This is a genomic window from Microbispora sp. NPDC046973, from assembly GCF_040644495.1.
Lineage (GTDB): Bacteria > Actinomycetota > Actinomycetes > Streptosporangiales > Streptosporangiaceae > Microbispora.
In genome coordinates this window covers 139,775-164,256 of the sequence record NZ_JBEYWQ010000020.1, presented here as the reverse complement: position 1 = coordinate 164,256, position 24,482 = coordinate 139,775, and the positions used below count along the sequence as shown (strand labels likewise).

The following is a 24,482-nucleotide window of genomic DNA, read 5'->3' as shown; positions in this document are numbered from 1 at the left end:
TGTCAGCGCCGATGGTACTGCACCGGGGACGGTGTGGGAGAGTAGGACGCCGCCGGACAATCTTTGTTGGGAGGGCCACCCCGTTTGGGGTGGCCCTTTCGCGTTTTCCGGGGGTTTTCCCGGGTGTGTTGTTGGTGGGGTGGTGCCCCGGCTGTGGTTGGCCGGGGCTTTCGCATGTCCAAGGGCCAGGTCACCTCGTAGTGAAGGCCGCTCCGGCACCGTGCACGGCATCCGGCACCGGCACCGGAACCGTCAGCAGCGTCCTGACTGCGCGACGTGTGACCTCTACCGCTGTGGCTGTGTGCGGAGCCCGTCGAGGATGAGCGCGAGCATGCGTGGTGACCGGTCTTCGGGTCCGGACGCGGCGCGCCAGAGTGCGCCGGTGAGTTGGAGGAAGTCGCCGGGGTCGGCGTCCATGCGGATGCTCCCGTCCTTCTTGCCGGCGTCGAGGAACTCCGTGATCGCGGCGAGGACCGGGCCGTAGGTCTGCTCGCTGATCGCCTGGTGCGCGCTGGGACTGAGTGCATCGCCGAGGCCATGCTTCCTGCGCATCGCTTCGACAAGGTCGGTCGTCCAGTGGCGAAGCGCTTCGAGGGGCGGCAGCTCAGCCAGCAGTCCAGGCACAGTGCCGATGATGCGTGCGACCTCGTCCTGGTAGACGGCGAGAGCGAGTGCTTCGCGGGTGGGGAAGTTGCGGTACAGGGTGCCTGTGCCGACGCCGGCGCGCTGGGCGATCTGGTTCATCGACGCGCTGCCGTCCGCCGCGAACGCTTCGCGGGCGGCCGCAAGGATGCGCGCCCTGTTCTCGCGAGCGTCTGAACGGACCACGGGACCTCACCTTGCTAAGTGGAGACGTCTCCACTACGTTATGTGGAGACCTCTCCACATACTCTAAGGAGCATCGTGCGCTACATCAAGCTCGGTACGACCGGTCTGGACGTGTCGCCGATCGCGATCGGCGCGATGACCTACGGCGAGCCCGACCGAGGCCACCCCGTCTGGTCAAAGGGTGAGGAGGAGGCGCGCCCGCTCATCAAGCACGCGCTGGAGGCGGGGATCAACTTCTTCGACACCGCGAACATGTACTCGAACGGGTCCAGTGAGGAGATCCTCGGCCGCGCGCTCAAGGACTTCGCCGACCGCGACGAGGTGGTGATCGCCACCAAGCTCCGGCACCCGATGCGGCCCGGCCCCAATGGCCGCGGCCTGTCACGGAAGGCGATCATGACTGAGGTCGACCACTCCCTGCGCCGCCTCGGCACGGACTACATCGACCTTTACCAGATTCACCGCAACGACGCCGCGACCCCGTGGGAGGAGACGCTCGAGGCGCTCAGCGACCTCGTGAAGGCCGGCAAGGTCCGCTACCTCGGCGCGTCCTCGATGCACGCCTGGGAGTTCGCGAAGGCGCTCCACCTGCAGAAGCAGAACGGCTGGGCGCGGTTCGTGTCCATGCAGAACCACTACAACCTGCTCGCCCGTGAGGAGGAGCGGGAAATGATCCCACTGTGCCTCGACCAGGGGGTCGGCACGATCGTCTGGTCGCCACTGGCGCGCGGCCGTCTCTCCCGAGGCTGGGACGATGCCAGGTCGACGGTGCGCTCTGAGACGGACGGCGCCTACGCGGACATGCTCTACTCGCCCGCACGTGAGTCCTCGAACCGCGCGATCATCGACGCGGTCGGACAGGTCGCGGACGCTCACGGCGTCAGCCGCGCGCAGATCGCACTCGCCTGGCTGCGCCACCAGCCGGTCGTCACCGCGCCCCTGGTCGGGGCCGGCTCGATCCGGCACATCGACGAGGCTGTTGCGTCACTGGATGTCGTGCTCACCGACGACGACGTGCGCGCTCTGGAGACTCCCTACACGCCGCGGTACGACTGGCAGGGGATCTCCGACGAGGCCGAGCTGGAGGCCATCCGCAAGCGCGTCCCCGGCATGGCGTTGTCGTAAGACCCGTCGTCCGCTCCGGCACGGCTGCTTGGGCCGAGCCCTGAAATTCAGGGGCGGGGGCCATCGACCGGCCCAGTGCGCGCGCGAGAGAATCGGCGGGTGCTTCTGGAGAGATCACGGCTGTGGGTGGGCGCTCCCGACCTGAGGGCGGGCGGGTGACTGTCGCACACCGTCCTCGACGGCAGCGGCCGTGGCGGCCGCACGGTGTCCCCTCGTGGAGGGTGACCATGAGGCTGGTCCGCGTCGCTTGGAAAACCGGCGGACGGTCGAAATGGTGCTCGATATCGGTTCCGCAGGAGGTGCTGCGAGGAAAGAGTTTCCCCTGGCCGTCCTCCCAATTGCGGCCACTGCCGTTCGCCGACACGCGTACGGAGAAGGGTGATCAGCCGCATGCGCCGCTATCGAAAATGCTTTCGAAATAGGAATTCGGAGCGTCTCCACGCGTAATTCGATCTTCATCGGTGCCGCCTCCATTCGCGCCTCTCGGTGGCGGCGTACCGGTCGCCATCAGCAAGATCGCATTCCGGGAACCCGGCATGATGGGCGTCCGTTGTGATCTACTGAAGGCGTGCCGTCGTTCGAGGTGACTGTGAGAAATGTTTGCGAAGGGTTCCATGGGGTAGACGGCTTCGCGAGTTACCCTGGAAGGGCTGACAGAATTGACGATGAAGACACACTTACCCGGCCTCCACATTATCCAGCCAACAACACTTAAACGGCCGGGCGTGTCGGCGGGGGTTCGCTGAATCGTCGATTACGGTCCCGTGTGTCGGGACGAGCCCGGAAAAGGACAAGCCGGAAAAGGACGAACCGATGGGGGCTGTGCGCAAGGTGGCGAGCTACCTTGGCCTGGGTGGGGCAGAGCAGTACGACGACGAGACCTACGCCGAGGACGAGTACGAGGACGACTGGATGCCGGCGGCCGAGCGTGCCGCCAAGCGCTGGCAGCCCAACGCCGACCCGGCCCGTATCGTCATGGTCCGCCCGCGAAAGTATGACGACGCCCTGACGATCGGCCGGCACTTCCGCGAGGGCCACACGGTGGTCATGGACGTGGCGAGCATGTCGACGGCAGAGGCCACGCGAATGGTGGACTTCGCCGCGGGCTTGGCCTACGGCTGTGAGGGACGTATCGAGCGGATCGCGGACAAGGTCTTTCTGATCACTCCGGCGACGGTGGAGGTCTCCACCGCCTGAACCGGCAGGTCCGACTTCGAATCCTGTGCCCGCCGCCCACTCGGTCGGCGGGCACAGTCGTGCGCGGCGCCGGCCGTTCCACACGGTCCAGCCGCGGCGTGAGGCGTGTCTCACGCAGCCATGGCGTGAGTACGGCGCCGGCCGTCCCATGCGAACCGCAGGTGCCGGCGTAGCGTCCCTACGCGGCCCGGGGGCCGCGGCGCAGGAGCGTGGACACCTCGGCCAGGTCCCGGGCGGCGTCGGAGGCGCGCTCCTCCGACTCCCTGGCGTACTCGTGCAGGGCCCAGACGGCCTTGTCGGCGAGGTCGGCGAGCTTGCCCGCCCGTGTCTGGACGTACCGCACGTCGGAGTGTTCCCGGACGCGGTGCCGCCACAGCAGGTGCCCGCCCACGGCGGCGATCAGCAGGCCGACGAGGGCGAGCGGCGGCGAGACCACGAACCCGGCGACCAGGACGCCGGCGGCGAGGACCAGGAGGACGTATCCGGGCCAGGGCCGGGTGCGCTTCGGCACGCACTCGGTGACGAGCAGCTGCTCGGCCGCCGCCATCGACTCCTGGTCGGGGCCCTCGGGTCTGAGCGTGATCGGATAGCCGAGGATCGGCACGTCCAGGGTGTCGGGCGGCGGTTCGCGCACCACCTCGACGAGGGACTCCGCCGCCGCCTTGATCGCCGGCGCCGCCACGTGCAGGGCGAGCGCGGCCATATGGGGATCGGCCTCGGGAGCCAGGTCCTGCAGCAGATGCCCGGTGAGCGAGCTCAGGGGCCCTTCCGGGCCGCCCTGGCCTGCCAGGGCGCGGAGCACGGCCAGCGGCTCGTCCTCGGCCCACACGGTGCCGCGTACGACCTTGGTGACCTCGCCGGCCTGCCGGGTGGAGGTGATCTCGGCGCAACGCTCGCGCAGACGGCGCAGGGTGACCGACGCCCGCAGCGAGCGCTCGATCCCGGCGACCTTCGCCAGCTCGGGGAACGCCTCCAGCGAGCCGGGCACGGACGTCTCCGGCAGGCCGGGCACGAGGGCCTTCAGCCACCGGTCGTCGGTGGCCGGCACGTCCACCGCGTCGAGCTTGCGCAGTACGAAGATCTTGCCGACGGGTCCGTACGCCCCGCGGGCGGCGGCGAGCCACAGCGCCCGCTGGCCGGGTGCCACCGGACGGTCCTCGGAGAGGTCGCCGAAGGCGGTGCCCAACCAGGAGGCGTGGATCCGGTCGCCGTGGCCGCAGACGGCGAGGGCCAGACACAGGAACAGGGCGGTGCGCCCCTCGTCCAGCTCGTTGGCCAGGGCCAGCGGCTCCAGGGCGTCCTTGCCGGACATGATGAGGACGAGGGCCTCGACGGCGGGCCCCAGCCAGTAGCCCGGCACGTCGGTGATCCCCGGCGGCAGGTCGGGCGCGGTCCCGTCGGCCGCCAGGCTGACGATCAGCGCTTCGGCGTAGCGGTGCAGCTCCGTGGCCTCGGCCAGGTTTCCTGGGTCCGGACTCGTGGTCAGGTCCATGCTCACGCGGAACGCTCCCCGAGGGGTCGGCTGGCACTCCCTTGACCGCGCCAGACTAGACGCTTGGTGCGACAGTCACAGATGAGGCGCGCCGTGGAGGAGCCTGACCCGCGGAAACCGGAAGGCGCGGAGTCCGGCACCCCGCTCACATCCGCTCGGGGACTTCGATGCCGAGCAGGTCGAGCCCGCGCAGCAGCACACGCAGGGTGAGCGCCGACAGTGCCAGACGCGACTGCCGTACGGACTCCTCCTCGGCCTTCAGGACCGGGCAGCTCTCGTAGAACGAGGTGAACACCTGGGCCAGGTCGAACAGGTAGTTGCACAGCCGGTGGGGCTCGGACAGCTGGGCGACGGCGGCGACGACCGAGCCGAAGCCGAGCAGCTGCAGCGCGAGCGCCCGCTCGGCCGGATGGCCCAGCGTGATCGGGCCGGTGGCCGACTCCGGCTCGATCCCGCCGTTGCGGAAGATCGACCGGATGCGGGCGGTGGCGTACTGGAGGTACGGCCCGGTGTTGCCGGTGAGGGCGAGCATGCGGTCGAAGTCGAACACGTACTCGCTGTCGTGGCTGACCGACAGGTCCGCGTACTTGACCGCGCCCATGCCGACCTGGCGCGCGATCTGCCGGCGGGCCTCCGGGTCGTACCCGCGGTCGGCGATGACGGCCTCGGCCCGCACGACGGCCTCGTCGAGCAGCTCGGTGAGCTTGATCGAGGCGCCGCTGCGGGTCTTGAACATCTTGCCGTCGCTGCCGAGCACGCTGCCGATCTGGACGTGCTCCGCCTTGACGTCGTCGTGCAGCCAGCCGGCCGTCCGCGCCGCGGCGAAGACCATCTGGAAGTGGAGCGACTGGGTGGCGCCCACGACGTACAGGATGCGATCGGCCTTCAGGTCGCGCACCCGGTAGCGGATCGCGGCGAGGTCCGTCGTGGCGTAGCCGTACCCGCCGTCGCTCTTGCGGACGATGAGCGGCAACGGCTGGTCGTCGCGGCCCTTGAAGCCGGGCGGGAACACGCACAGCGCGCCCTCGCTGATCTCGGCCACCCCGGTGCGCTCCAGCTCGTCGCAGACGTCGGGGAGCATGGGGTTGTACATGCTCTCGCCCGCGATGTCCTCGTCGGTGAGCGTGACGCCCAGCGTCTGGTACACCTTCCGGAAGTAGCGGTTGCTGTACTCGATGAACTCGCGCCACAGGCGCAGGGTCTCGGGGTCGCCGCCCTGCAGCAGCGGCACCCGGCGGCGGGACCGCTGCTGGAACTCGGGGTCGTTGTCGAACTTGTGCCGCGCCGCCTGGTAGAAGGCGTTGCCGTCGCCGGCGGCCAGCATGCCGAGCGCCTCGTCCTCGCCCATGTCGAGGAGGTGCTCGATGAGCATGCCGAACTGCGTGCCCCAGTCACCGAGGTGGTTCTGCCGGATCACCTGGTTGCCCAGGTGCTCGTGGGTGCGCGCGAGGGTGTCGCCGACGATCGTGGTGCGCAGGTGGCCGACGTGCATCTCCTTGGCGGCGTTCGGCGCGGAGTAGTCGACGATCACGGTCTGCGGGGCCGGCTGCGGCACGCCGATGCGCTCGTCGAGCAGCCGCTGCGCGGCCTGATCGGCGATCCAGCCGTCGCGCAGCGTCAGGTTGAGGAACCCGGGCCCGCTGACCTCCACGCTCACGTCGGCCGTGTCGAGGTGCTCGGCGATGGCCTGGGCGACCTCCCGCGGGGCACGTCGGAGCCGCTTGGCCAGGCTGAGCGCGACGTTCGCCTGGTAGTCGGCGAACTGGGAGGGCCTGATCAGCGGGTCTTCGGTGGCGTACTCAGGACCGAAGGCGGAACCCAGCGCCTGCTGGACCCGCTCGGTGAGCACGAGCTGCGGGTCGGTCATGCACCAAGCTTATCGGCGTGCGCCTTCTGCCCGCCGTTCCATATCCGGCGGTCACCAGCGGCGGTGCGACTTGTTGGTGGAGGCGACCCGCTCGCCGATCCTGGCGATGATGCCCTGGGCCGACAGGCGGGCCGCGAGCTCACAGGCGGCGGCCACGCCGCGCGCCCGCGACGAGCCGTGCGCGATCACCACGGTGCCGTTGAGGCCGAGCAGCACCGCCCCGCCGTGCGCCTCGGGATCGAGCCGGCCGGCCAGCTCCCTGAGCCGGGCGCGTTGCAGCATCCCGCCGAGCCTTGCCACCCGGCTCTCCGCGATCGTCTCTCTGAACTGCTCGAAGGCGTACCGCACGGTGCCCTCGACGGTCTTGAGCGCCACGTTGCCGGTGAACCCGTCGGTGACGACCACGTCGACCTTGCGGGTGAGCAGGTCGTGCCCTTCGATGTTGCCGGTGAAATCGACGCCGGGCGTGGCGGCGAGCAGCTCGTGGGCCCTTTTGGCGAGCTTGTTGCCCTTCTCGGCCTCGGCGCCGATCGTGAGCAGGCCGACGCGGGGGCGACGCAGGCCGAGCGCCGTTTCGGCGTACGCCACGCCGAGATGGGCGAACTGCACCAGCATCTCCGGCTTGGCGTCGGCCGTGGCGCCCGCGTCGAGCAGCACGGTCGGCTGGGGCAGGGTCGGCAGGCCGACCGCGATCGCGGGGCGTACGACTCCCTGCTGGGCCCGCAGCCGCAGCCGGCCGGTGGCGACGACGCCCGCGGTCGAGCCCGCGGACACGACCGCGCAGGCGTCGCCACGCCGTACGAGATGGCAGGCGATGGCGATGCTGGAGCGGGGCCGTCTCAGGCTCGCCAGCGCGCCCTCGTCCATCGCCAGCGCCTCCTCGGCGCGCACGATGGGGATCTCGGTGACCGCGTCGTGCCGGGCCAGCTCCTGGTAGAGCAGGCGGGGATGGCCGACGAGCACGACGGGCACGCCCCGCTCCCGAACCGCCTGTACGGCTCCCGCGACGATCTCCCCGGGCGCGTTGTCGCCGCCCATGGCGTCGAGGGCCACGGGCAGCGCACGGCCGGTGGGCTGCATGGCCGCATCGTAGGCCGTCAGCGACGGGTCCCGCGGTAGACCACGATCTTGCCGAAGCGCGCGTTGCCGGTGACGCGGATCAGCGGGCCGTCGCCGTCGCCGCTCCCTCCGGTCACCGAGCGCTTGGAGAAGACCGCGCTGCCCTCGTCGACCACCCTGGCGTTGGCCGGCACGGTGACGATGAGCTTGCCGCAGAAGGAGTTCAGCTCCAGCGTCACCTCACGCCCGGGCAGGACCGCGTCGCTGAGATCCACGATCAGCGCGCCGAAGACCGAGCTGAGTTCGGTGTGCCGCCCGGCGACCCAGCGTCCACGCCGTATGATCTTGCTGAACACCGCGGAGACCCGGTGTCTCTCGGTGGAGAGCGTGGCCGTGGGGTGGGCCGCGTCGGGCAGGTCCCTCGTCAGGGGTGCGAGGTCGCCGATGGTCACGGCGCTGTAGGCGGCGTCGAGCCTGTCGGCGTGCTCGACGCTCGTCAGGCGGCCGGTGGCCAGCGCCTCGCCGAGGACGGCCGCGACCTGGTCGCGGTCGGCGTCCGAAGCGCGCTGTGCGGGGTCGTCACCCGCGTACGGTGTGAGGGAGGTCACCTCGCCAGCGTAGCTCTTATCGAGATATGTCGCGATAGGGCGGGCTCCTGGACGGTCGCGGTCCGGGCGGACCGCGACGTCCGTCGGCGCGTCGCTAAAAGTGAGCGGAAAGATCTGCCCCGGAGCCTGGGCGCCGTGTTTACCGTCGCTTTCTCCTGAGGCGGGATTGGGGTGACCGCGAAGTGGTCGTCCGGTGCTCGATATACCGACTTTCCCGGCGGGGTGCCCGCCGGGCATCCCCTGGTCAGCAGGGCTTTGGGCCGTGATCGGCAGTGATAGAAATGCCGACGTCTTTGTCGGCGTGCTCGCCGACGCACGGGGGTTCTTGGGTTCGTCATTCCCACTCTCGTGAAAAGGAATATGAACCGGGGGCAAGTCAATGAAACGAGTGGTTAGGACAGCCGTCGTCGCCGTCACGATCGGCATCGCCGGCATGCTGGCCGCGCCCGCGCAGGCCGACGTGTGCGCGCAGAAGTGCACCGAGCACCGGGTCACGACGCTGGCGAGGCTTCTGGCCGATCTGCAGGGCACGGCCGTCGGCGGGGCGACGGGCGGCGTCGTCGCGCAGGCCGACGCGGCCGCCGAGGTGGCGGTGAACCTGACCGCTGACATCAGGGCCGACCTCGTCGCGGTCGCGAGGCTCTGCGGCACGGTGACAGCCAGTCTGTCCGCCGAGGCGAACGCGCAGATCAGCGCGGCCGCCGACATCGCGGCCGACATCGTCGCCGACGCCGCCGTCACCGTCGACGCCGCCGTCGTCGCCAGGCTGGAGGCCCACCTGACGGCCGCCCTGGTCGCGGTCGCGGACGTCAACGCGGCTCTCGTCGCCAAGGCGAACGTCGCCGCGGACGTCGTCGCCCAGGTCGGCAAGCCGGTCGTCGCCGTCTCGGGCCAGGCCGCCGCCGCCGCGGACGCCTCGGCTGCGGCCGTCGCCACCGCGGGCGCAGCGGTCCGCGCCGGGCTCAACGTCACGGCCAGGCTCAACGCGCTGCTCAGCCTCAAGGGCGCCGTGGCGGCCACCGCCGGCAGCGCGGGCGGCCTGCTGGCGCTGGTGCCGTGCGAGACCCCGGCAGACCGCGCCATGAGCAGCACCCAGACGACGGCCGCCGAGACCGCCGCCCGGGCCGACGCCAACGCCCACGCGGTCACCAGGACCGTCAGGAACACCACGGACGCTCCGGCGCAGGGAGCCGCCGCGACGACGGGGGCCGCGGCCGAGCTCGCCACCTCCGCGTCGGCCACGGCCGACGCCGCGGCGTCGAGCACCGTCTCGTCCGCCCCGGGCACGGTGGCCGGCGTCGCGCCGACCGCGCGCCAGGGCGGGTACGGCAGGTGACCCACGCCTGAGGGCCTCCGTCGCCGTCGAGGCGATCTGCGGAGTCCGGAAAGACGTCGATGACGAGAGCGGCCGGCGCCCCTGAGGGGCGCCGGCCGTCCGGCGTCGTGCGAAGGCGCGCACTGAAGCGCGTGTGCACCGAAGCGCGTGCGCGCCGGGAGCGGCAGGCGCCGGGCGTGCGCGGCAGGGCTCGGCCGGCCCCTAGTTGGGCGAGGCCGGCGAGTCGAACCGGGTGCGCAGGTGGGTGCGCCTGGCGATCTGGGCCTGCAGGCGGGCCATCTGCCAGTGCAGCTCGATGAGCTGCTCGGCGATCAGCCCGACGGGAAGCTCCGAGGGATCTTCGGCGGCCAGATTGTCGATCGCCGTCGCCAGGTCGCTCATCCGCCCCTCCCTATGTCGAATCTCCGTTCGAATCATAGTGGAACAAGCGGCTCTACCGCATCAGGTTTCGTACACAGGTGCGATGTAGCCGCGGGCGAGCGTGTTGGCGGTGATGTTGAAGCCGACCACGGCCGGAGGCGTGTCGGTGTCGACGCCCAGGGACTCCACGCCCAGGGCGTGGACGGCGAACAGGTAGCGGTGCGGATGGCCGGGAGGCGGCGCCGCCCCGCCGTACTGCTTGGTGCTGAAGTCGTTGCGCGCGTGCTTGGCGCCCTCCGGCAGCCCCTTGAAGTCGGGGCCGTTCCCCGCGCCGGCCGGCAGCTCGGTGACGGTGGCCGGGATGTCGTACAGCACCCAGTGCCAGAAGCCGCTGCCCGTGGGCGCGTCCGGGTCGAAGCAGGTGACGGCGTAGCTCTTGGTGCCCTCGGGGGCGCCCGACCAGCGCAGGTGCGGGGAGACGTTCTGCCCGCCCATGCCCCAGTCGTCGAACACGTGGGCCTCGGGGAGCCGCTCGCCGTCGCGTACGTCGTCGCTCTCGACGGTCAGCGCGGGCACCTCGGGCAGATGGTCGTACGGGATCGGTGGCGGCGTCGGCACGGTCACCCCTCCGTTTCTCTCAGGCCTTGTTGTACGCCTCCAGGACCTCCTGGGGGTCGCCTTCCATTCTGATCTTCCCCTTGTGCAACCAGATCACCCGGTTGCACGTCTCCTCGATCACGTCGAGGTTGTGGGCGACCAGGAAGACCGTGCCGGCGGAATCGCGCATCTGCTTGATGCGCTGCTGGCTCTTCTTTTTGAACTCGCGGTCGCCGGTCGCGAGGGCCTCGTCGATGAGCAGCACGTCGTGCGTCTTGGCGGAGGAGATGGCGAAGCGCAGCCGGGCGCCCATGCCGGACGAGTACGTCGACATGGGGAACTGGACGAAGTCTCCGATGCCGGAGAAGTCCACGATCTCGTCGTACTTCTCGCGCACCTCGCTCGGCGACATGCCCATCGCGTAGCAGCCGAGGATGATGTTGCGCTCGCCCGTCAGCTCCTTCATGAGGGCCGCGTTGACGCCGAGGAGCGACGGCTGGCCGTTGGTGTAGACGGCGCCCTTGTGCGGGGGCAGGAGGCCGGCGATCGCACGCAGCAGCGTCGACTTGCCCGAGCCGTTGCGGCCGATGATGCCGATGGCGTCGCCGTGGTGGGCCACGAAGCTCACGCCCTTGACGGCGTGGACCTCCTTCATCTGCGGCCGGCCCTGCCGCCGCAGGATGCGCATCAGCGCGCTGGCCGCGTTGCCCTTCTCGGCGTCGCTGGCCGAGCCGTACACCTTGTAGACGATGTGGAGGTCGTCGACGATGACGGTCGGGGTTCCGGCCTTGGGATTCTGCGGGTTCTGCGTCTCTTGGGTTTGCGTCTCTGGGGTTTGGGGCGCCACCTGCGACAGCTCCTTGGTCAGCTCAGCCACGGCCGTACCTCTCCTCGGCCCGCCAGAAGTACCAGAAGCCGACGATCAGTGCGAACACTGCCCAGAATAGACAGGTAACCCACGCCCAGCGCTCGGGGAACCGCTGGTAGATCAGCAGGTCGCGCATGAACTCGATGTAGGCGGCGGCGGGGTTGAACTCCAGCGCCCACCTGAGGAAGTCGGGCAGATCCTTGGTGCGGTCGTCGATCGCGTAGAAGACGCCGGAGGCGTACAGCCAGGTGCGCGTGATGAACGGCAGCAACTGGTTCATGTCTCGCATGAACGCGCCGAGGCGGGCCATGAACATGCCGGTGCCGATGTTGAAGACGAGCTGCATGAGCAGCACGACGGGGATCAGCAGCCACAGCCAGCTCACCGGCTCTCCGGTGACGAGCACCAGGAGGACGAGCACGGCCATGGAGTAGCCGAGCTGCTGGAGCTCCTGGATCGTGTACGCCAGCGGGAGGGCGGCCCGCGGGAAGTGGAGCGCCCGGATGAGCGACAGGTTCGACGAGATGGACTTGGCCCCGCTGATCACCGTGCGCTGGGTGAAGGTGAATACCATGACCCCGGTGATGAGGAACGCCGGGTAGTTGTCGATCTTCTTGCTCTGCCCGAGGATGACGCCGAACATCAGCCAGTACACCGCGGCGTTGAGCAGCGGGGTCAGCACCTGCCAGAGCTGCCCGAGCATCGACTCGGAATACTTGGAGACGTTGCGCGAGGTGGCGTACGTGAGGATGAAGTGCCGCCGGTCCCACAGTTGGCGCAGGTAGGCGGGCATGCTGGGGCGTGCGATGGCGCGTCGTAGTCCGTGACGCTCGGCGAGCGCGGCCAGCGACTCCGGGGCTCGGCCGCCACCCTGGGCCTCCGCGAGCGCGGATTCCGGCTGGCTCATGGCATGGACTCTATTGGATGGAGGTCGGTGGGACGGCTGTCGCACCATACGTGGCTGCGACTGGTCAAAGGTAGCCCAGGACATCCTGATCCGGGGACCGGGGCACGGGTGTCGCCCTCACCCTCGGTCAAAGGACCACCCGTCTGTCGGTATATGTACTCTAAAGGGGAGTTTGATGCCGTGCTGGGCATTTAAGGTTGGGGTCGCAGGAATGTGTGTGACGCCCGACTGACGCACGTGTGACCGAACTGCAACGTGCCGGAGACTCCTCTGGTGCGTCCGGTAAGGGATGCTCCGGACGACTGGCAGGACGTCAGCTGGTTTGACGATGCCCGGCAAACCGGGTGCCAACCAGCGCGAACGCCCATCCTTAGAGGGAGGACCAATCCACTATGCGCGTGACTAAGGGCGCGAAGATCGCCACCGGCACCGCGCTGCTTGCGCTCGGCGTCGCCGCGTGCGGCGGGGGCGGCGGCTCCAGTAGCGGCGGCGGGGACAACCCCCGGGCCGCCACCGGGACCGTCTACATCCGTGGTTGTGAGCCGCAGACAGGCTTCGTCCCCGGGAACATCAACGAGACCTGCGGCGGCACGATCAACGAGTTCGTGTACAGCCGGCTCGTCAAGTACAACTCGGACACGGCCGCTCCTGAGCTCGACCAGGCGGAGTCGATCGAGACCACCGACAACAAGGTGTGGACGATCAAGCTCAAGCCCGGTCTGAAGTGGACCGACGGCACGCCGGTCACCGCGAAGAACTACGTCGACGCCTGGAACTACACCGCCTACTCGCCGAACGCCCAGCTCGGCAGCTTCTGGTTCGGTGACATCGTGGGCTTCGACAAGGTCAACACCGCCGACCCCGACGGCCCCGACGGGCCGAAGGAGGCGCCCAAGCCGGAGACCGACAAGCTGGAGGGCCTGGAGGTCGTCGACGACCTCACCTTCAAGGTCACGCTGAGCGCGCCCGTCGCCGTGTTCCGCACCAAGCTCGGCTACACGAGCTTCGCGGCGCTGCCCGAGGCCTTCTTCAAGGACCCGAAGGGCTTCGCGCAGAAGCCGGTCACCAACGGTCCCTTCAAGTTCGTGCAGTGGGACCACAACTCGCAGATCATCGTCGAGGCGAACCCCGACTACCCCGGGCCGGAGAAGCCCAAGGTCAAGAAGATCGTCTACAAGATGTACAAGGACGACAACGCGGCGTACGCGGACCTGGTCTCCAACAACCTCGACTTCACCGAGCTGATCCCGCCGTCGGCCCTCGCCGGCGACAAGTGGAAGACCGACCTCGGCGACCGCGCGATCGACGGTCAGCAGGGCGTCATCCAGACGGTCACCTTCCCGCTGTACGACAAGGAGTTCGGCGGCAACGCGGACTTCCGCAAGGCCGTGTCGTACGCGATCGACCGGAAGACGATCACCGACAAGATCTTCAACAAGGGCCGCGTGCCCATCAACGGATGGGTCTCCCCGATCGTCGAGGGCTTCAAGGACGGGGCCTGCGGCGACCTGTGCACCTACAACCCCGCCAAGGCCAAGGAGTACCTCGCCAAGGCCAAGGCCGAGGGCTACACCCCGCCGGCCGAGTTCCCGATCTGGTCCAACGCCGACGGCACTCACAAGGAGTGGATCGAGGCCACGGTCAACAGCATCAACCAGGCCTTCGGTCCCGACGCCGGCGTGAAGTTCGTGCACAAGGACATGCCGACCTTCGCCGAGCTGCGTGACACCATCACCCAGCACAAGATCAAGGGCGCGTTCCGCACCGGCTGGCAGATGGACTACCCGCACATCGAGAACTTCCTGAACCCGCTGTACAAGACCGGCGCCTCCTCCAACGACGGTCTCTACAGCAACAAGGACCTCGACAAGAAGCTCCACGAGGCCGACACCGCCACCGACCCCGCGCAGGCCAACGCCCTCTACCAGGAGGCCGAGGCTATGCTTCAGCAGGACATGCCCGCGATTCCGCTGTGGTCGTACGGTCTGCAGGCCGGCACCTCCAAGTGGGTGACCGGCGTGAAGGTCACTCCCTTCGGCGTGCTCGACCCGCTGTCGATCGCGATCAAGGAAGCGTAGGGACAGCTCGTAGGTGAACCCCCGAGGCCGGTTCCCCACCGGGGCCGGCCTCGTGGGCTGTCCATTCGCGACTTCCCGTGTTGACCCACGGGGGGCGCATGTACGACCTTTAGCGTCAGATCGGAGGTGCGCATGGGCCGATACGCGATCCGGCGCCTGCTGCAACTCGTGCCTGTCGTGCTGGGCACGACCTTCATCATCAACTACATGGTCTGGCAGCTCCCGGGTGACCCGTTCGCCGGGAGATGCGGCCAGCGGCCCTGTCCGGACAGCTATGTCACGGCCATGCGCGAGCAGTTCGGCCTGGACCAGCCCATCCTGGTGCAGTACTGGAGCTTCCTGAAGAACCTGCTCACCGGCAATCTGGGCACCGACTTCAACGGCGTGTCCGTCGCGACCCAGCTCGGCGACGCCTGGCCGATCACTATCAGGCTCGCGCTGATGGCGGTGCTGTTCGAGGCGATCATCGGAATCGGCGCCGGCGTGCTGTCGGGGCTCAAGCGCGGCGGCTTCCTCGACAACGTGGTGACGATGTCCACGCTGTTCCTGCTGTCGCTGCCCATCTTCGTCACCGGTTACCTGCTGCAGTGGATCCTCGGTGTCCAGTTCCACATCATCGAGCCGACCGTGACGGACGAGGCGACGATCCCCGAGCTGATCGTCCCCGCGCTGGTGCTGGCCAGCCTCAACATGGCGTTCACCGCGCGGCTCACCCGTACGAGCATCGTGGAGAACCTGCGCGCCGACTACGTGCGGACGGCCGTGGCCAAGGGACTGAGCAACCGGCGGGTGGTCGGGATCCACCTGCTGCGCAACTCGCTCATCCCGGTGCTGACGTTCCTCGGCACCGAGGTCGGCTCGCTGATGTCCGGCGCCATCATCACCGAGGGCATCTTCAACATCCACGGCATCGGCGGCCTGCTGTGGCGGGCCATCAACGGCCAGGACTACACGATCGTGGTTCCCGTGGCCACGCTGCTCGTCCTCGTGTACCTGCTCTCCAACCTGCTCGTCGACCTCCTCTACGGCGTGCTCGACCCGAGGATCCGCTATGAGTGACCCGACCGCGACGCAAGACCTGATCAAGGGGGCGGACGAGCCGACCGCGAGCCCGGTCGCGGTCCGGGACGGCCAGCGCAGCCTCTGGCGCGACACGTGGGACATCCTGAAGCGGCGCAAGATCTTCTGGATCTCGCTCGTGATGCTGATCGTGTTCCTCCTGATGGCGGCCTTCCCGTCGCTGTTCACCCACAAGGACCCGGAGTACGCCACGCTCGCCAAGAGCATGGAGTTGCCGAGCGCGGACGCCTGGTTCGGCTACGACCTGCAGGGACGCGACGTCTACGCCCGCGCGGTGTACGGCGCCCGCACCTCGATCATCGTGGGTGTGCTGGCCACGCTGGCCACCGTCCTGCTCGGCGGCCTGACGGGCGTGCTCGCGGCCTACTTCGGGCGCTGGCTCGACGCGGTCATCTCCCGCGTCGGCGAGATGTTCCTCGGCCTGCCGTACGTGCTGGGGGCGATCATCATCCTCGGCACCATCGCGCCGGCCCAGTCGAATCCCGGCAAGGCGACGATCATGGCGGTCGTCATCATCGTGCTCGCCCTGCTGGGCTGGCCGATCCTGATGCGCATCGCCCGCTCGGCCGTCATCCAGGCCAAGCACCAGGACTACGTGCAGGCCGCCAGGGCGCTCGGGGCCGGACCTCTCCGGATCATCTTCAAGCACCTGCTGCCGAACTCGCTGGCGCCGATCCTCGTGTACGCCACGATCACGATCGGCAGCTACATCGGCGCCGAGGCGACGCTGTCGCTGCTCGGCATCGGCCTGCGCTCGCCGGTCATCTCCTGGGGTATCGCGATCGCCGACCACGCCTCGTACATCAGGACCGCGCCGCACGCCATGTTCTTCCCGGCCGGGTTCCTGTCCCTGTGCGTGCTGACCTTCGTCATGCTCGGCGAAGCCGTACGCGACGCCCTCGACCCGAAGCTTCGATGAGGAGGCACAGCGAGTGACGGAAGTGCTTTCCGAGCAGGTGGGCAGAGGCTCCCACGGCGGCGCCCTGCTGGAGGTGGACAACCTCCACGTCGAGTTCCGCACCCGGGCGGGCGTGGCCAAGGCCGTCAACGGCGTGACCTACAGCGTGGACGCCGGCGAGACGCTCGCCGTGCTGGGCGAATCGGGCTCGGGCAAGAGCGTCACCGCCCAGACCATCATGGGCATCCTCGACATGCCCCCGGGGAAGATCACCGGGGGCGAGATCCGTTTCCGGGGCGTCGACCTGCTCAAGCTCCCGGAGGACCAGCGCAGGAAGATCCGCGGAGAGGGCATCTCCATGGTCTTCCAGGACGCGCTGTCTTCGCTGAACCCGGTCTTCCCGGTCGGCTGGCAGATCGCCGAGATGTTCCGCATGCACCGCGGCACGTCGCGGGGGGAGGCCAAGAAGAAGGCCATCGAGCTGATGGACCGGGTGCGGATCCCGGCCGCCAAGGACCGGGTCAACGACTTCCCGCACCAGTTCTCCGGCGGCATGCGGCAGCGCATCATGATCGCCATGGCGATCGCGCTCGACCCGGAGATCCTGATCGCGGACGAGCCGACCACCGCGCTCGACGTGACCGTCCAGGCGCAGATCATGGGCCTGCTCGCAGAGCTGCAGCGCGACAGCAACATGGGCCTGATCCTGATCACGCACGACCTGGGCGTCGTCGCCGACGTCGCCGACAAGATCGCGGTCATGTACGGCGGGCGCATCGTCGAGAACGCCCCGGTGCACGACCTGTACAAGAACCCGGCCCACCCCTACTCGAAGGGGCTGCTGGAGTCCATCCCCAGGGTGGACCACAAGGGCCAGGAGCTCTACGCGATCAAGGGCCTGCCGCCCAACCTGCTGGAGATGCCGACGGGCTGCGCCTTCCACCCGCGGTGCCCGTACCGGCGGGACAACTGCGTGACCGACGTTCCCCCGCTGTACACGATCAGTGGCACCCGCGGCAGCGCCTGCCACTACTGGAGGGAGGTCATCGATGACGGCGAAAACTGAGTCGATCCTCGAAGTCCGCGACCTGGTCAAACACTTCCCGCTCACCCAGGGCATCGTCGTCAAGCGGCAGATCGGCGCGATCAAGGCCGTCGACGGGGTCTCCTTCGACCTGCACCGGGGCGAGACGCTCGGCATCGTCGGCGAGTCGGGCTGCGGCAAGTCCACTCTGGCCAAGCTGCTGATGGCGCTGGAGCGGCCCACGTCGGGCTCCGTGCGCGTCAACGGCAGGGACATCACCACGGCCAGGGGCGCCGAGCTCAAGCGGATGCGCCGCAACATCCAGATGGTGATGCAGGACCCCTACACCTCGCTGAACCCGCGGATGACCGTCGGCGACATCGTGGGGGAGCCGTTCGAGATCCACTCGGACGTCGTGCCGAAGGGCGGCAGGCGGCGCCGGGTGCAGGAGCTGCTCGAGGTGGTCGGCCTCAACCCCGACCACATCAACCGCTACCCGCACCAGTTCTCCGGCGGCCAGCGCCAGCGCATCGGCATCGCCCGCGGGCTGGCGCTCCAGCCCGAGATCATCATCTGCGACGAGCCGGTCTCCGCGCTCGACGTGTCGATCCAGGCCCAGGTCATGAACCTGCTGGAGCGGCTGCAGAACGAGTTCAACCTCGCCTACATCTTCATCGCGCACGACCTGTCGGTGGTCCGCCACATCTCCGACCGGGTCGCGGTGATGTACCTCGGCAAGATCGTCGAGCTGGGCAGCGACGCGGAGATCTACGACAGCCCGACGCACCCCTACACCCAGGCGCTGCTGTCGGCCGTGCCGGTGCCCGACCCCGAAGGCCGGGAGACCCGCCAGCGGATCATCCTGCAGGGCGACCCGCCCTCGCCGGCCAACCCGCCCTCGGGCTGCCACTTCCGCACGCGGTGCTGGAAGGCGCAGGACATCTGCGCCGAGCAGACGCCCGCGCTCGAGGCGCGCCCGGGCAGCGGCCACCCCAGCGCCTGCCACTTCGCGGAGGTCCGCGACGTGGTGAACGCCCAGTAGGACCGGCCGGGTCAGCGCCCGGGCGACAGCCGTACGTGCGCGCCCGGGGGCAGGCCCAGGCGGTCGGCGGCGTCCCCGGCGTTGATCGCCATCGCGACCAGGCCGGCGGAGTCGGCGAACGCCACCAGGTCGCCGGGCGGCACGGCGGTGAACGTCTCCCGGAACGGCACGGCGATCTGGCGGCGCCCGAGCCACACGGCGAGGGTGTCGCCGAGCCGTACGCCGAGCTCGGCGAGGTCGGAGGCGGTGATCGACAACTGGACGTTGCCGTGCCTGTCCACCGACAGCACCTCGCCCTCGGCCGCGCCGTCCCGCAACCGGCAGGTCGGCGCGGGCAGGGTCACCAGACGGTCCACCGGCATCGGCGGCCCCACGTCGGCGACCGCGCGTCCGGTGCACAGGTGGGCGGCCACCGGGGCGAACAGGTCCCGTCCCGGGAAGGTCGGTGAGACGCTGGCCAGGAACAGGTCCTTGTTCGTCAGCTCGTAGGCGGCGTCGGCGCCTCCTGCGGCGCGTACGGCCCACGAGAGGATGCCGTTGTCCGGGCCGAGGAACACCCGTCCCCCCGCCTCCACGGCGACCGGGCGCCGGTTGCCGCCCACGGCGGGATCGACGACCGCGAGATGGACGCCGGCCGGCAGGTAGGGCAGGGTCTGCGCGAGGATGGCCGCGCCGCGCCGTACGTCCCCGGCGGGGACGAGGTGACCCACGTCGATGATCCGAGCCTGCGGAGCGATGCCCGCGATCACGCCGTGGCACGCGGCGACGAACCCGTCCTCCAGCCCGTAGTCGGTCAGAAGCGTGATTACAGAGCTCACACCACGTGACACTACGTCCGTCTTGCCCGGCCTGAACACCCCGGGTTCGCCTCCCGGACTTGGCATTACCATGGGACGGGCCCGCGAGCCGATCGAGGAGGAGCGGATGGACACCGAACCGGCCGGCGGCGACGGGCTCGACCTCTCGGACCGCGACCGCGAGATGCTGGCGTTCGAGCGCCAGTGGTGGCGTTACGCGGGCGCCAAGGAGCAGGCGATCAGGGAGGCCTTCGGCATCTCCGCGACCCGGTACTACCAGTTACTCGGGGAGCTCATCGACCGGCCCGAGGCGCTGGAGCACGACCCCATGCTCGTCAAGCGGCTGCGCCGGATGAGGGCCGGCCGGCGGCGCGACCGCTCGGCCCGCCGCTTCGGACTGAACTCCTGACCCCCGTCGCTCTCCCCCTCGCATGCATGAGCCCCGCTCCCGGGGCATGAGGTCGTCGAGCCGTACGCACGTGACCCCCTTCGGAGTGAGGCCATGACCCTGCCCGCGCACGCAGGACTCGACGCGATCGTCGCCGATCCGGTCGGCGCCGTGATCGGGCTCGACTACGACGGCACGCTCTCGCCGATCGTGCCCGACCCCGCCGCCGCCCGGGTGCATCCCGGCGTGCCCGGCGTGCTGGCCGCCCTCGCCCCGCTGGTGCGCGCCGTCGTGATCGTCACCGGCCGCCCGCCGCGTACGGCGCTCGCCCTCGGAGAGGTCCCCGGCGGGCCGTCCCTCGCCGACGTGCCCGGCCTGGTGATCCTCGGCCACTACGGACTGGAACGCTGGGAGGACGGCCGCCTGACGGCCCCGCCACCGCCGCCGGGGCTCGACCTCGTCCGCGCCCGGCTGCCCCAGCTCGTGGGGGGCCTCGACGGCGTCTGGATCGAGGACAAGGACCGTGCCGTCGCCGTGCACACCCGGCGGTGCGCCGACCCCGCGGGGGCGCTGGAGGCGCTGCGCGGGCCGGTCGCGGCGCTGGCCGAGGAGGCCGGGCTGGCGGTCGAGCCGGGCCGCATGGTGCTGGAGTTGCGGCCGGCCGGAATGGACAAGGGGCGGGCCCTGTCGGCCTTCCTCGCCGAGCGGGACGCCCGCTCGGTCATGTTCGTCGGCGACGACCTGGGGGACCTCGCCGCCTTCGACGCGGTCGAGTCGGCCGGGATCCCCGGCGTACGGGTGTGCAGCGGGTCCGCGGAGGTGACCGCCCTGGCGGAGCGGGCCGACGTGGTCGTGGACGGGCCCGACGGCGTCGTGGCCTTCCTCGGCGACCTCGTGGCAACGCTCGGCAAGCCGTCTGCAAGCGGCCGGGCGTAACGTGCCGGGCATGAGGACAACGATCTCGGCCGCGGCGGCCGGCCTGGCCGTGCTGGCGGTCTCCCTGGCGGCTCCGGCGGCGGCGTTCGCGAGCGACAGCGCGGCCACCAGGACGCTGCACCTGCGCAAGGGCCTGACCCTGACGATTCCCGCGTCCTGGAAGGTCGACGACAGCCGCAAGGACTGGCTGCGGGTCATCACCGGCTCGTGCCCGACCAAGGGCACGGACACGTACGGCTTCCGCGACTCGGGGTGCCACAGCTTCTGGGTCATGGGGCCCAAGGCCATCAAGATGGGCCACGAGCTGTTCCAGGCGTACACGCCGGACGGCCCGTTCTATCCGGCCACCGACGTCGGGCCCTGCCCGGTGAGGAAGAACCTCTACCTTCACCGGACCACGCTCGCCGAGAAGGGGCTGCGGCAGGTGGGGCCGGGACACAAGGCGTACTACCGCGACTGGGCGGGCACCTGCGGGACCATGACCTCGGGCAAGGTCAAGGCCCGCTTCAACCAGCGCGAGTGGTATCTGCCGACGTCGAAGATCCTGGTGATCGACCAGTGGAGGACCCCGGGCCTGAGCACGATACTCAAGAACGCCACGTGGAGCTGACGCCGCATTCGGCGATCTTCTGTCTATCCGGCCGCAAGTCGTCCGCAAGCGAGCGCGCCTAATGTGCCGGACATGTTCAGAAAGACGATCTCGGCCGCGGCGGCCGGCCTGGCCGTGCTGGCGGTTTCCCTGGCGGCTCCGGCGGCGGCGTTCGCGAGCGAAAGCGGCGGCACCAAGAAGGTCCACCTGCGGAGCGGCCTGACCCTCACGATCCCCACGTCGTGGAAGGTGGCCAAGGACGACAAGGACTGGGTGCGCGTCATCACCGGCTCGTGCCCCACCTACGGCACCGAGGACTTCGGGTTCCGCGACTGGGGGTGCCACAGCTTCTGGGTGCTCGGCCCCAAGGCGCTCAAGATCGGGCTCCGCACCTTCCAGGCGTACAAGCCGAAGTACGGCTACGACCCGGCGACCGACGTCAGCATCTGCCCCAAGAGCTACAAGCTGTACAAGGGCGAGTGGAAGCTCGCGGACAAGGGACTGCGGCAGGTCGGGCCCGGTCACAAGGCGGACTACCACAAGTGGGCCGGGACCTGCGTCGACAAGAAGTGGCGGGTGAAGCTGCACTACAACCAGCGCGAGTGGTATCTGCCCACGTCGAAGATCCTGGTCCTCGACCAGTGGGACAACCCGCAGCTGAGCGACATCCTGAAGAACGCGACCTGGAACTGACCGGCCCAGGGAATCTAGGAACGCGTCTAGGAACGCGTCCTCGACGCGGCCGCTCCTCCCGCGGCCATCGCGATCAGGGCGGGCGCGAGCAGGAACGCCGTGTGCGTCCCGAAGCCGTCGCCCAGCGCGCCGAGCACGAACGGCCCGCTGCCCGAGCCCACGCCCGCCCAGATCGAGGCCGTGCCCGACGCCTGGTCCGGCCGGCCTCCCGACACCTCGATCATGCGAGTGAGGCCCATGGGGAACTGCACCGAGATGCCGAGCCCGCTGAGCGCGAGCCCGGCGTAGCAGACCGGCGCCGAGGTCCCGGCCCAAAACAGCGCCCAGCCCGCCAGGGTCACCCCGAGCGAGCCCAGCAGCACCGATCCCGGCGCGAAGCGCAGCGCCAGCCGGGCGCCGCCGAACCGGCCCGCGGCCATGCCGGCCAGCATCGCGGTCAGCCCGGTCGCCGCCAGGCCGGGCGACAGCCCGGTCCGCTGGGAGAGCAGCTCGGCGGCCCACAGGTTGAAGGCGAACTCCAGGGCCACGCAGCACAGCAGGACAACCCCGGCGGCGTGGAAGCGCCAGCCGTACGGGATCGTGCCGGAGGTCGCGGACAGCGACGGCGGCGGGGCGGGCACCGGCGGCACCCAGACCCGGCCCATGAGCAGGGCCACCAGGAGGGTGGAGGCCACCGGCACGAACAGTGCGGGCCGCCAGCCTGCCGGCGACTCGGCCACCACGCTGAAGGCGTAGGTGGTGGCGATCCCGGCGATGACGGCGACCGCGTTGGCCTCGCTGATGACGGCCGCCCCTGCCGGGCCGTGGTGGTCGCTGAGCACCGCCATCATCACGTACAGCGCCGTCGAGCCGCAGCAGCCGGCGAGCGTGAAACCGGCCAGCGTGAACGGGAGCGCGTGCCCGAACGCGACGAGGAGCACCCCGGCGTTCATCCCGGCCAGACCGGCCCAGGTGACGGCGCGGCGCCCGAACCGCCTGGTCAGCGCGGGCAGGGCCAGGCCGCCTGCGATGCCGCCGAGTGCCATCCCGGTGCCGTGCAGCCCGCCGACGGCCTGGGACACGCCGAGCTCGGCGCGCAGCAGGGGCAGGGCGGCCGACAGGCCGTAGAGGTAGGTGGCGAAGGTGGCGAGCTGGAGGTAGATCAACCAGGTGGGGCTGTCCCTGATGACCTTTATGTTGCGGTCCAAAACCAGGCAAGGGTAGCGCAACAGGTCACGCGCGCCTGGCCTGGGTCAGCGCAGCGCGGCGAGCTGGTCATCGAACCAGCGCTGGGGCGGCAGGGCGGTGGCGGCCTCCCTCAGCCGCAGACCGCGCGTGAGCCGCTCCTGCTCCGGCAGCGTCAGCGCCTCGTGCAGCGCCGCCGCCGTGCCGGACACGTCGTAGGGGTTGACGAGCAGGGAGTCGGCCCCCAGCTCGGCCGCCGCGCCCGCCTCGCGGGACAGCACGAGCGCGCACCGGGGCGACAGGATCGGGCCCTCCTTGGCCACCAGGTTCATGCCGTCCCTGATCGGGTTGACGAGCAGCACGTCGGCCAGCCGGTAGGCGGCCAGCGAGCGCGGGTAGTCGTCGTTCACGTTGAGGATCAGCGGGTCCCAGTCCTCGGTCGCGTACTCGTCCTCGATCTCCTTGGCGCAGCGCTGCACGGCCGCCGTGTACTCGCGGTACTCCGGCAGGTCGTGGCGGGAGGGATAGGCGAACGCGAGGTGGACGACCCGGCCGTGCCATTCGGGATGGGCGGCCAGGAACTCCTGGTAGGCCCGCAGGCCGCGCACGATGTTCTTGGACAGCTCGGTGCGGTCGATGCGCACGATCAGCTTCCGGTCGCCCACCAGGTCCCTGATCACGGTCATGTGCGACTCGACGTCCTGCTCGGCCGCCCGGGACAGCAGCGCCTCGCCGTTCACGCCGAGCGGGTGGACGCCGATCCTGGTGGTCCGCCCGTCGTGCGTGACCGTACGCGCGGCGTGGTCCACCCGGGCCCCGAGCAGCGTTTCGCAGCAGTCCATGAAGGCGCGGGCCCAGCGCGCGGTGAGGAACCCGGCGTGGTCGGCGCCGAGGATGCCGGTCAGCACCTCCGCCACGACGTCCTCGGGCAGCAGCGCGAAGTATTCGGGCGGCGCCCAGGGCGTGTGCGAGAAGTGGGCGATGCGCAGGTCGGGCCGCTCGACCCGGAGCATCGCCGGGGTCAGCGTCAGGTGGTAGTCCTGCACCATGACGCGCGCCCGGTGCGCCGCCTCCTCGGCCAGGGCCAGCGCGAAGGCGCCGTTGTACGTGCGGTACGACTCCCACTCGCGGTGAAACCGGGTGCCGAACTCGGGGGAGAAGGGCGTGTTGTAGAGCAGGTGGTTGACGAACCAGAGGGTCGAGTTGGCCACGGCGTTGTAGGCCCGGTGGAAGACCGCGGGCGGGATGTCCAGCATGCGGATGGGCCCCGTCTCGAAGGCCCGGTCGAGCCGCCCGCCGGGCGCCTGGCGCACCGCGCCCCGGTCGCCGTCCGACAGGGCCGCGCAGACCCACAGGACGTCGGTGTCTTTGACCACCTCGGACAGGCCGGAGACGAGCCCGCCGCCGCCCCTGCGCATGGTCAGGCCGCCGTCGTCCGACAGCGTGAAGGACACCGGGCCCCGGTTGGACGCGATCAGAACGGTGCTGCTCATCTTGGGGTTCCCTCGATCAGAGCGGGCGCGCATGCCGGAAGATTAATAAAAGCCGA

The 24,482-nt window shown here is 69.8% G+C and carries 24 protein-coding genes; 12 read left to right on the top strand and 12 right to left on the bottom strand.

All coding sequences use genetic code 11. The features are described from left to right. Positions 1-285: 285 nt before the first annotated feature. Complete coding sequence (locus ABZ860_RS30605; RefSeq protein WP_357226565.1) at positions 286-828, bottom strand: TetR/AcrR family transcriptional regulator; 543 nt, start codon at positions 826-828, stop codon at positions 286-288. A 75-nt stretch (positions 829-903) separates the two neighbouring features. Between ABZ860_RS30605 and ABZ860_RS30600 the strand changes: the two genes are divergently transcribed. Continuing rightward, positions 904-1,953: an aldo/keto reductase gene (locus tag ABZ860_RS30600; protein ID WP_357226562.1), complete on the top strand. Its 1,050-nt coding sequence runs from the start codon at positions 904-906 to the stop codon at positions 1,951-1,953. A gap of 813 nt (positions 1,954-2,766) precedes the next feature. After that, positions 2,767-3,150, top strand: coding sequence for a cell division protein SepF (locus ABZ860_RS30595; RefSeq protein WP_346226448.1), 384 nt, complete (start codon positions 2,767-2,769; stop codon positions 3,148-3,150). A gap of 178 nt (positions 3,151-3,328) precedes the next feature. On the opposite strand, the gene ABZ860_RS30590 is transcribed toward ABZ860_RS30595, so the two are convergent. From ABZ860_RS30590 to ABZ860_RS30575, 4 genes are all read right to left on the bottom strand, one after another. Beyond that, the gene (locus ABZ860_RS30590) at positions 3,329-4,642 is read right to left on the bottom strand and encodes a hypothetical protein (protein ID WP_357226571.1); all 1,314 of its coding nucleotides are present in this window, start codon (positions 4,640-4,642) and stop codon (positions 3,329-3,331) included. A 145-nt stretch (positions 4,643-4,787) separates the two neighbouring features. Further along, a complete protein-coding gene (argS, locus tag ABZ860_RS30585; protein ID WP_357226560.1) occupies positions 4,788-6,509 on the bottom strand; it encodes an arginine--tRNA ligase in 1,722 nt (573 codons plus the stop codon). 51 nt (positions 6,510-6,560) lie between these two features. Further along, the gene (gene plsX / locus ABZ860_RS30580; protein ID WP_357226557.1) at positions 6,561-7,589 is read right to left on the bottom strand and encodes a phosphate acyltransferase PlsX; all 1,029 of its coding nucleotides are present in this window, start codon (positions 7,587-7,589) and stop codon (positions 6,561-6,563) included. Positions 7,590-7,606: 17 nt separating this feature from the next. Beyond that, positions 7,607-8,176, bottom strand: a complete 570-nt coding sequence (locus tag ABZ860_RS30575) for a DUF1707 domain-containing protein (protein WP_357226556.1) — start codon at positions 8,174-8,176, stop codon at positions 7,607-7,609. A gap of 388 nt (positions 8,177-8,564) precedes the next feature. Between ABZ860_RS30575 and ABZ860_RS30570 the strand changes: the two genes are divergently transcribed. Next, positions 8,565-9,512 (top strand): hypothetical protein, encoded by a 948-nt coding sequence (locus ABZ860_RS30570; RefSeq protein WP_357226555.1) that lies wholly within the window; start codon positions 8,565-8,567, stop codon positions 9,510-9,512. Positions 9,513-9,713: 201 nt separating this feature from the next. On the opposite strand, the gene ABZ860_RS30565 is transcribed toward ABZ860_RS30570, so the two are convergent. Genes ABZ860_RS30565 through ABZ860_RS30550 form a run of 4 tightly spaced genes read right to left on the bottom strand, consistent with a single transcriptional unit; the run spans position 9,714 to position 12,244 of the window. Next, positions 9,714-9,893, bottom strand: a complete 180-nt coding sequence (locus tag ABZ860_RS30565) for a hypothetical protein (RefSeq protein ID WP_139578681.1) — start codon at positions 9,891-9,893, stop codon at positions 9,714-9,716. Positions 9,894-9,953: 60 nt separating this feature from the next. Beyond that, entirely contained in the window at positions 9,954-10,490 is a 537-nt protein-coding gene (locus ABZ860_RS30560; RefSeq protein ID WP_357226552.1) for a YbhB/YbcL family Raf kinase inhibitor-like protein, read from the bottom strand. 19 nt (positions 10,491-10,509) lie between these two features. Continuing rightward, complete coding sequence (locus ABZ860_RS30555; protein WP_357226550.1) at positions 10,510-11,346, bottom strand: ABC transporter ATP-binding protein; 837 nt, start codon at positions 11,344-11,346, stop codon at positions 10,510-10,512. Then, entirely contained in the window at positions 11,339-12,244 is a 906-nt protein-coding gene (locus ABZ860_RS30550; protein ID WP_139578683.1) for an ABC transporter permease, read from the bottom strand. Before ABZ860_RS30550 ends, ABZ860_RS30555 begins: the two co-directional genes overlap by 8 nt. 398 nt (positions 12,245-12,642) lie before the next feature. Here ABZ860_RS30550 and ABZ860_RS30545 point away from each other — a divergent pair, with 398 nt between their 5' ends. The 5 genes from ABZ860_RS30545 (at position 12,643) to ABZ860_RS30525 (ending at position 18,366) form a co-directional block, all read left to right on the top strand. Next, complete coding sequence (locus tag ABZ860_RS30545; RefSeq protein ID WP_357226548.1) at positions 12,643-14,322, top strand: ABC transporter substrate-binding protein; 1,680 nt, start codon at positions 12,643-12,645, stop codon at positions 14,320-14,322. Positions 14,323-14,454: 132 nt separating this feature from the next. After that, complete coding sequence (locus tag ABZ860_RS30540; RefSeq protein ID WP_357226546.1) at positions 14,455-15,381, top strand: ABC transporter permease; 927 nt, start codon at positions 14,455-14,457, stop codon at positions 15,379-15,381. Beyond that, positions 15,374-16,321, top strand: a complete 948-nt coding sequence (locus tag ABZ860_RS30535) for an ABC transporter permease (protein ID WP_357226543.1) — start codon at positions 15,374-15,376, stop codon at positions 16,319-16,321. The genes ABZ860_RS30540 and ABZ860_RS30535 overlap by 8 nt, the downstream gene beginning before the upstream one ends. 13 nt (positions 16,322-16,334) lie before the next feature. Next, complete coding sequence (locus tag ABZ860_RS30530; protein WP_357226541.1) at positions 16,335-17,366, top strand: ABC transporter ATP-binding protein; 1,032 nt, start codon at positions 16,335-16,337, stop codon at positions 17,364-17,366. Beyond that, a complete protein-coding gene (locus ABZ860_RS30525) occupies positions 17,350-18,366 on the top strand; it encodes a dipeptide ABC transporter ATP-binding protein (RefSeq protein WP_357226540.1) in 1,017 nt (338 codons plus the stop codon). Before ABZ860_RS30530 ends, ABZ860_RS30525 begins: the two co-directional genes overlap by 17 nt. Before the next feature lie 11 nt (positions 18,367-18,377). Here ABZ860_RS30525 and ABZ860_RS30520 read toward each other — a convergent pair whose 3' ends face one another. After that, on the bottom strand, positions 18,378-19,184 hold the full coding sequence (locus ABZ860_RS30520; RefSeq protein WP_357226537.1) for an SAM-dependent chlorinase/fluorinase: 807 nt from the start codon (positions 19,182-19,184) through the stop codon (positions 18,378-18,380). A gap of 106 nt (positions 19,185-19,290) precedes the next feature. Here ABZ860_RS30520 and ABZ860_RS30515 point away from each other — a divergent pair, with 106 nt between their 5' ends. The 4 genes from ABZ860_RS30515 (at position 19,291) to ABZ860_RS30500 (ending at position 21,769) form a co-directional block, all read left to right on the top strand. Further along, positions 19,291-19,572 (top strand): DUF3263 domain-containing protein, encoded by a 282-nt coding sequence (locus ABZ860_RS30515; RefSeq protein WP_079319307.1) that lies wholly within the window; start codon positions 19,291-19,293, stop codon positions 19,570-19,572. Between the two features lie 93 nt (positions 19,573-19,665). Beyond that, positions 19,666-20,487, top strand: coding sequence for a trehalose-phosphatase (gene otsB / locus ABZ860_RS30510; RefSeq protein ID WP_357226535.1), 822 nt, complete (start codon positions 19,666-19,668; stop codon positions 20,485-20,487). Positions 20,488-20,497: 10 nt separating this feature from the next. Continuing rightward, positions 20,498-21,097 (top strand): hypothetical protein, encoded by a 600-nt coding sequence (locus ABZ860_RS30505; protein ID WP_357226533.1) that lies wholly within the window; start codon positions 20,498-20,500, stop codon positions 21,095-21,097. 72 nt (positions 21,098-21,169) lie between these two features. Further along, positions 21,170-21,769, top strand: coding sequence for a hypothetical protein (locus ABZ860_RS30500; protein WP_357226531.1), 600 nt, complete (start codon positions 21,170-21,172; stop codon positions 21,767-21,769). A gap of 26 nt (positions 21,770-21,795) precedes the next feature. Here ABZ860_RS30500 and ABZ860_RS30495 read toward each other — a convergent pair whose 3' ends face one another. Then, positions 21,796-22,956, bottom strand: coding sequence for an MFS transporter (locus tag ABZ860_RS30495; RefSeq protein ID WP_357226529.1), 1,161 nt, complete (start codon positions 22,954-22,956; stop codon positions 21,796-21,798). Positions 22,957-23,001: 45 nt separating this feature from the next. Further along, on the bottom strand, positions 23,002-24,426 hold the full coding sequence (locus ABZ860_RS30490) for a trehalose-6-phosphate synthase (protein ID WP_357226526.1): 1,425 nt from the start codon (positions 24,424-24,426) through the stop codon (positions 23,002-23,004). Positions 24,427-24,482: the final 56 nt, after the last annotated feature.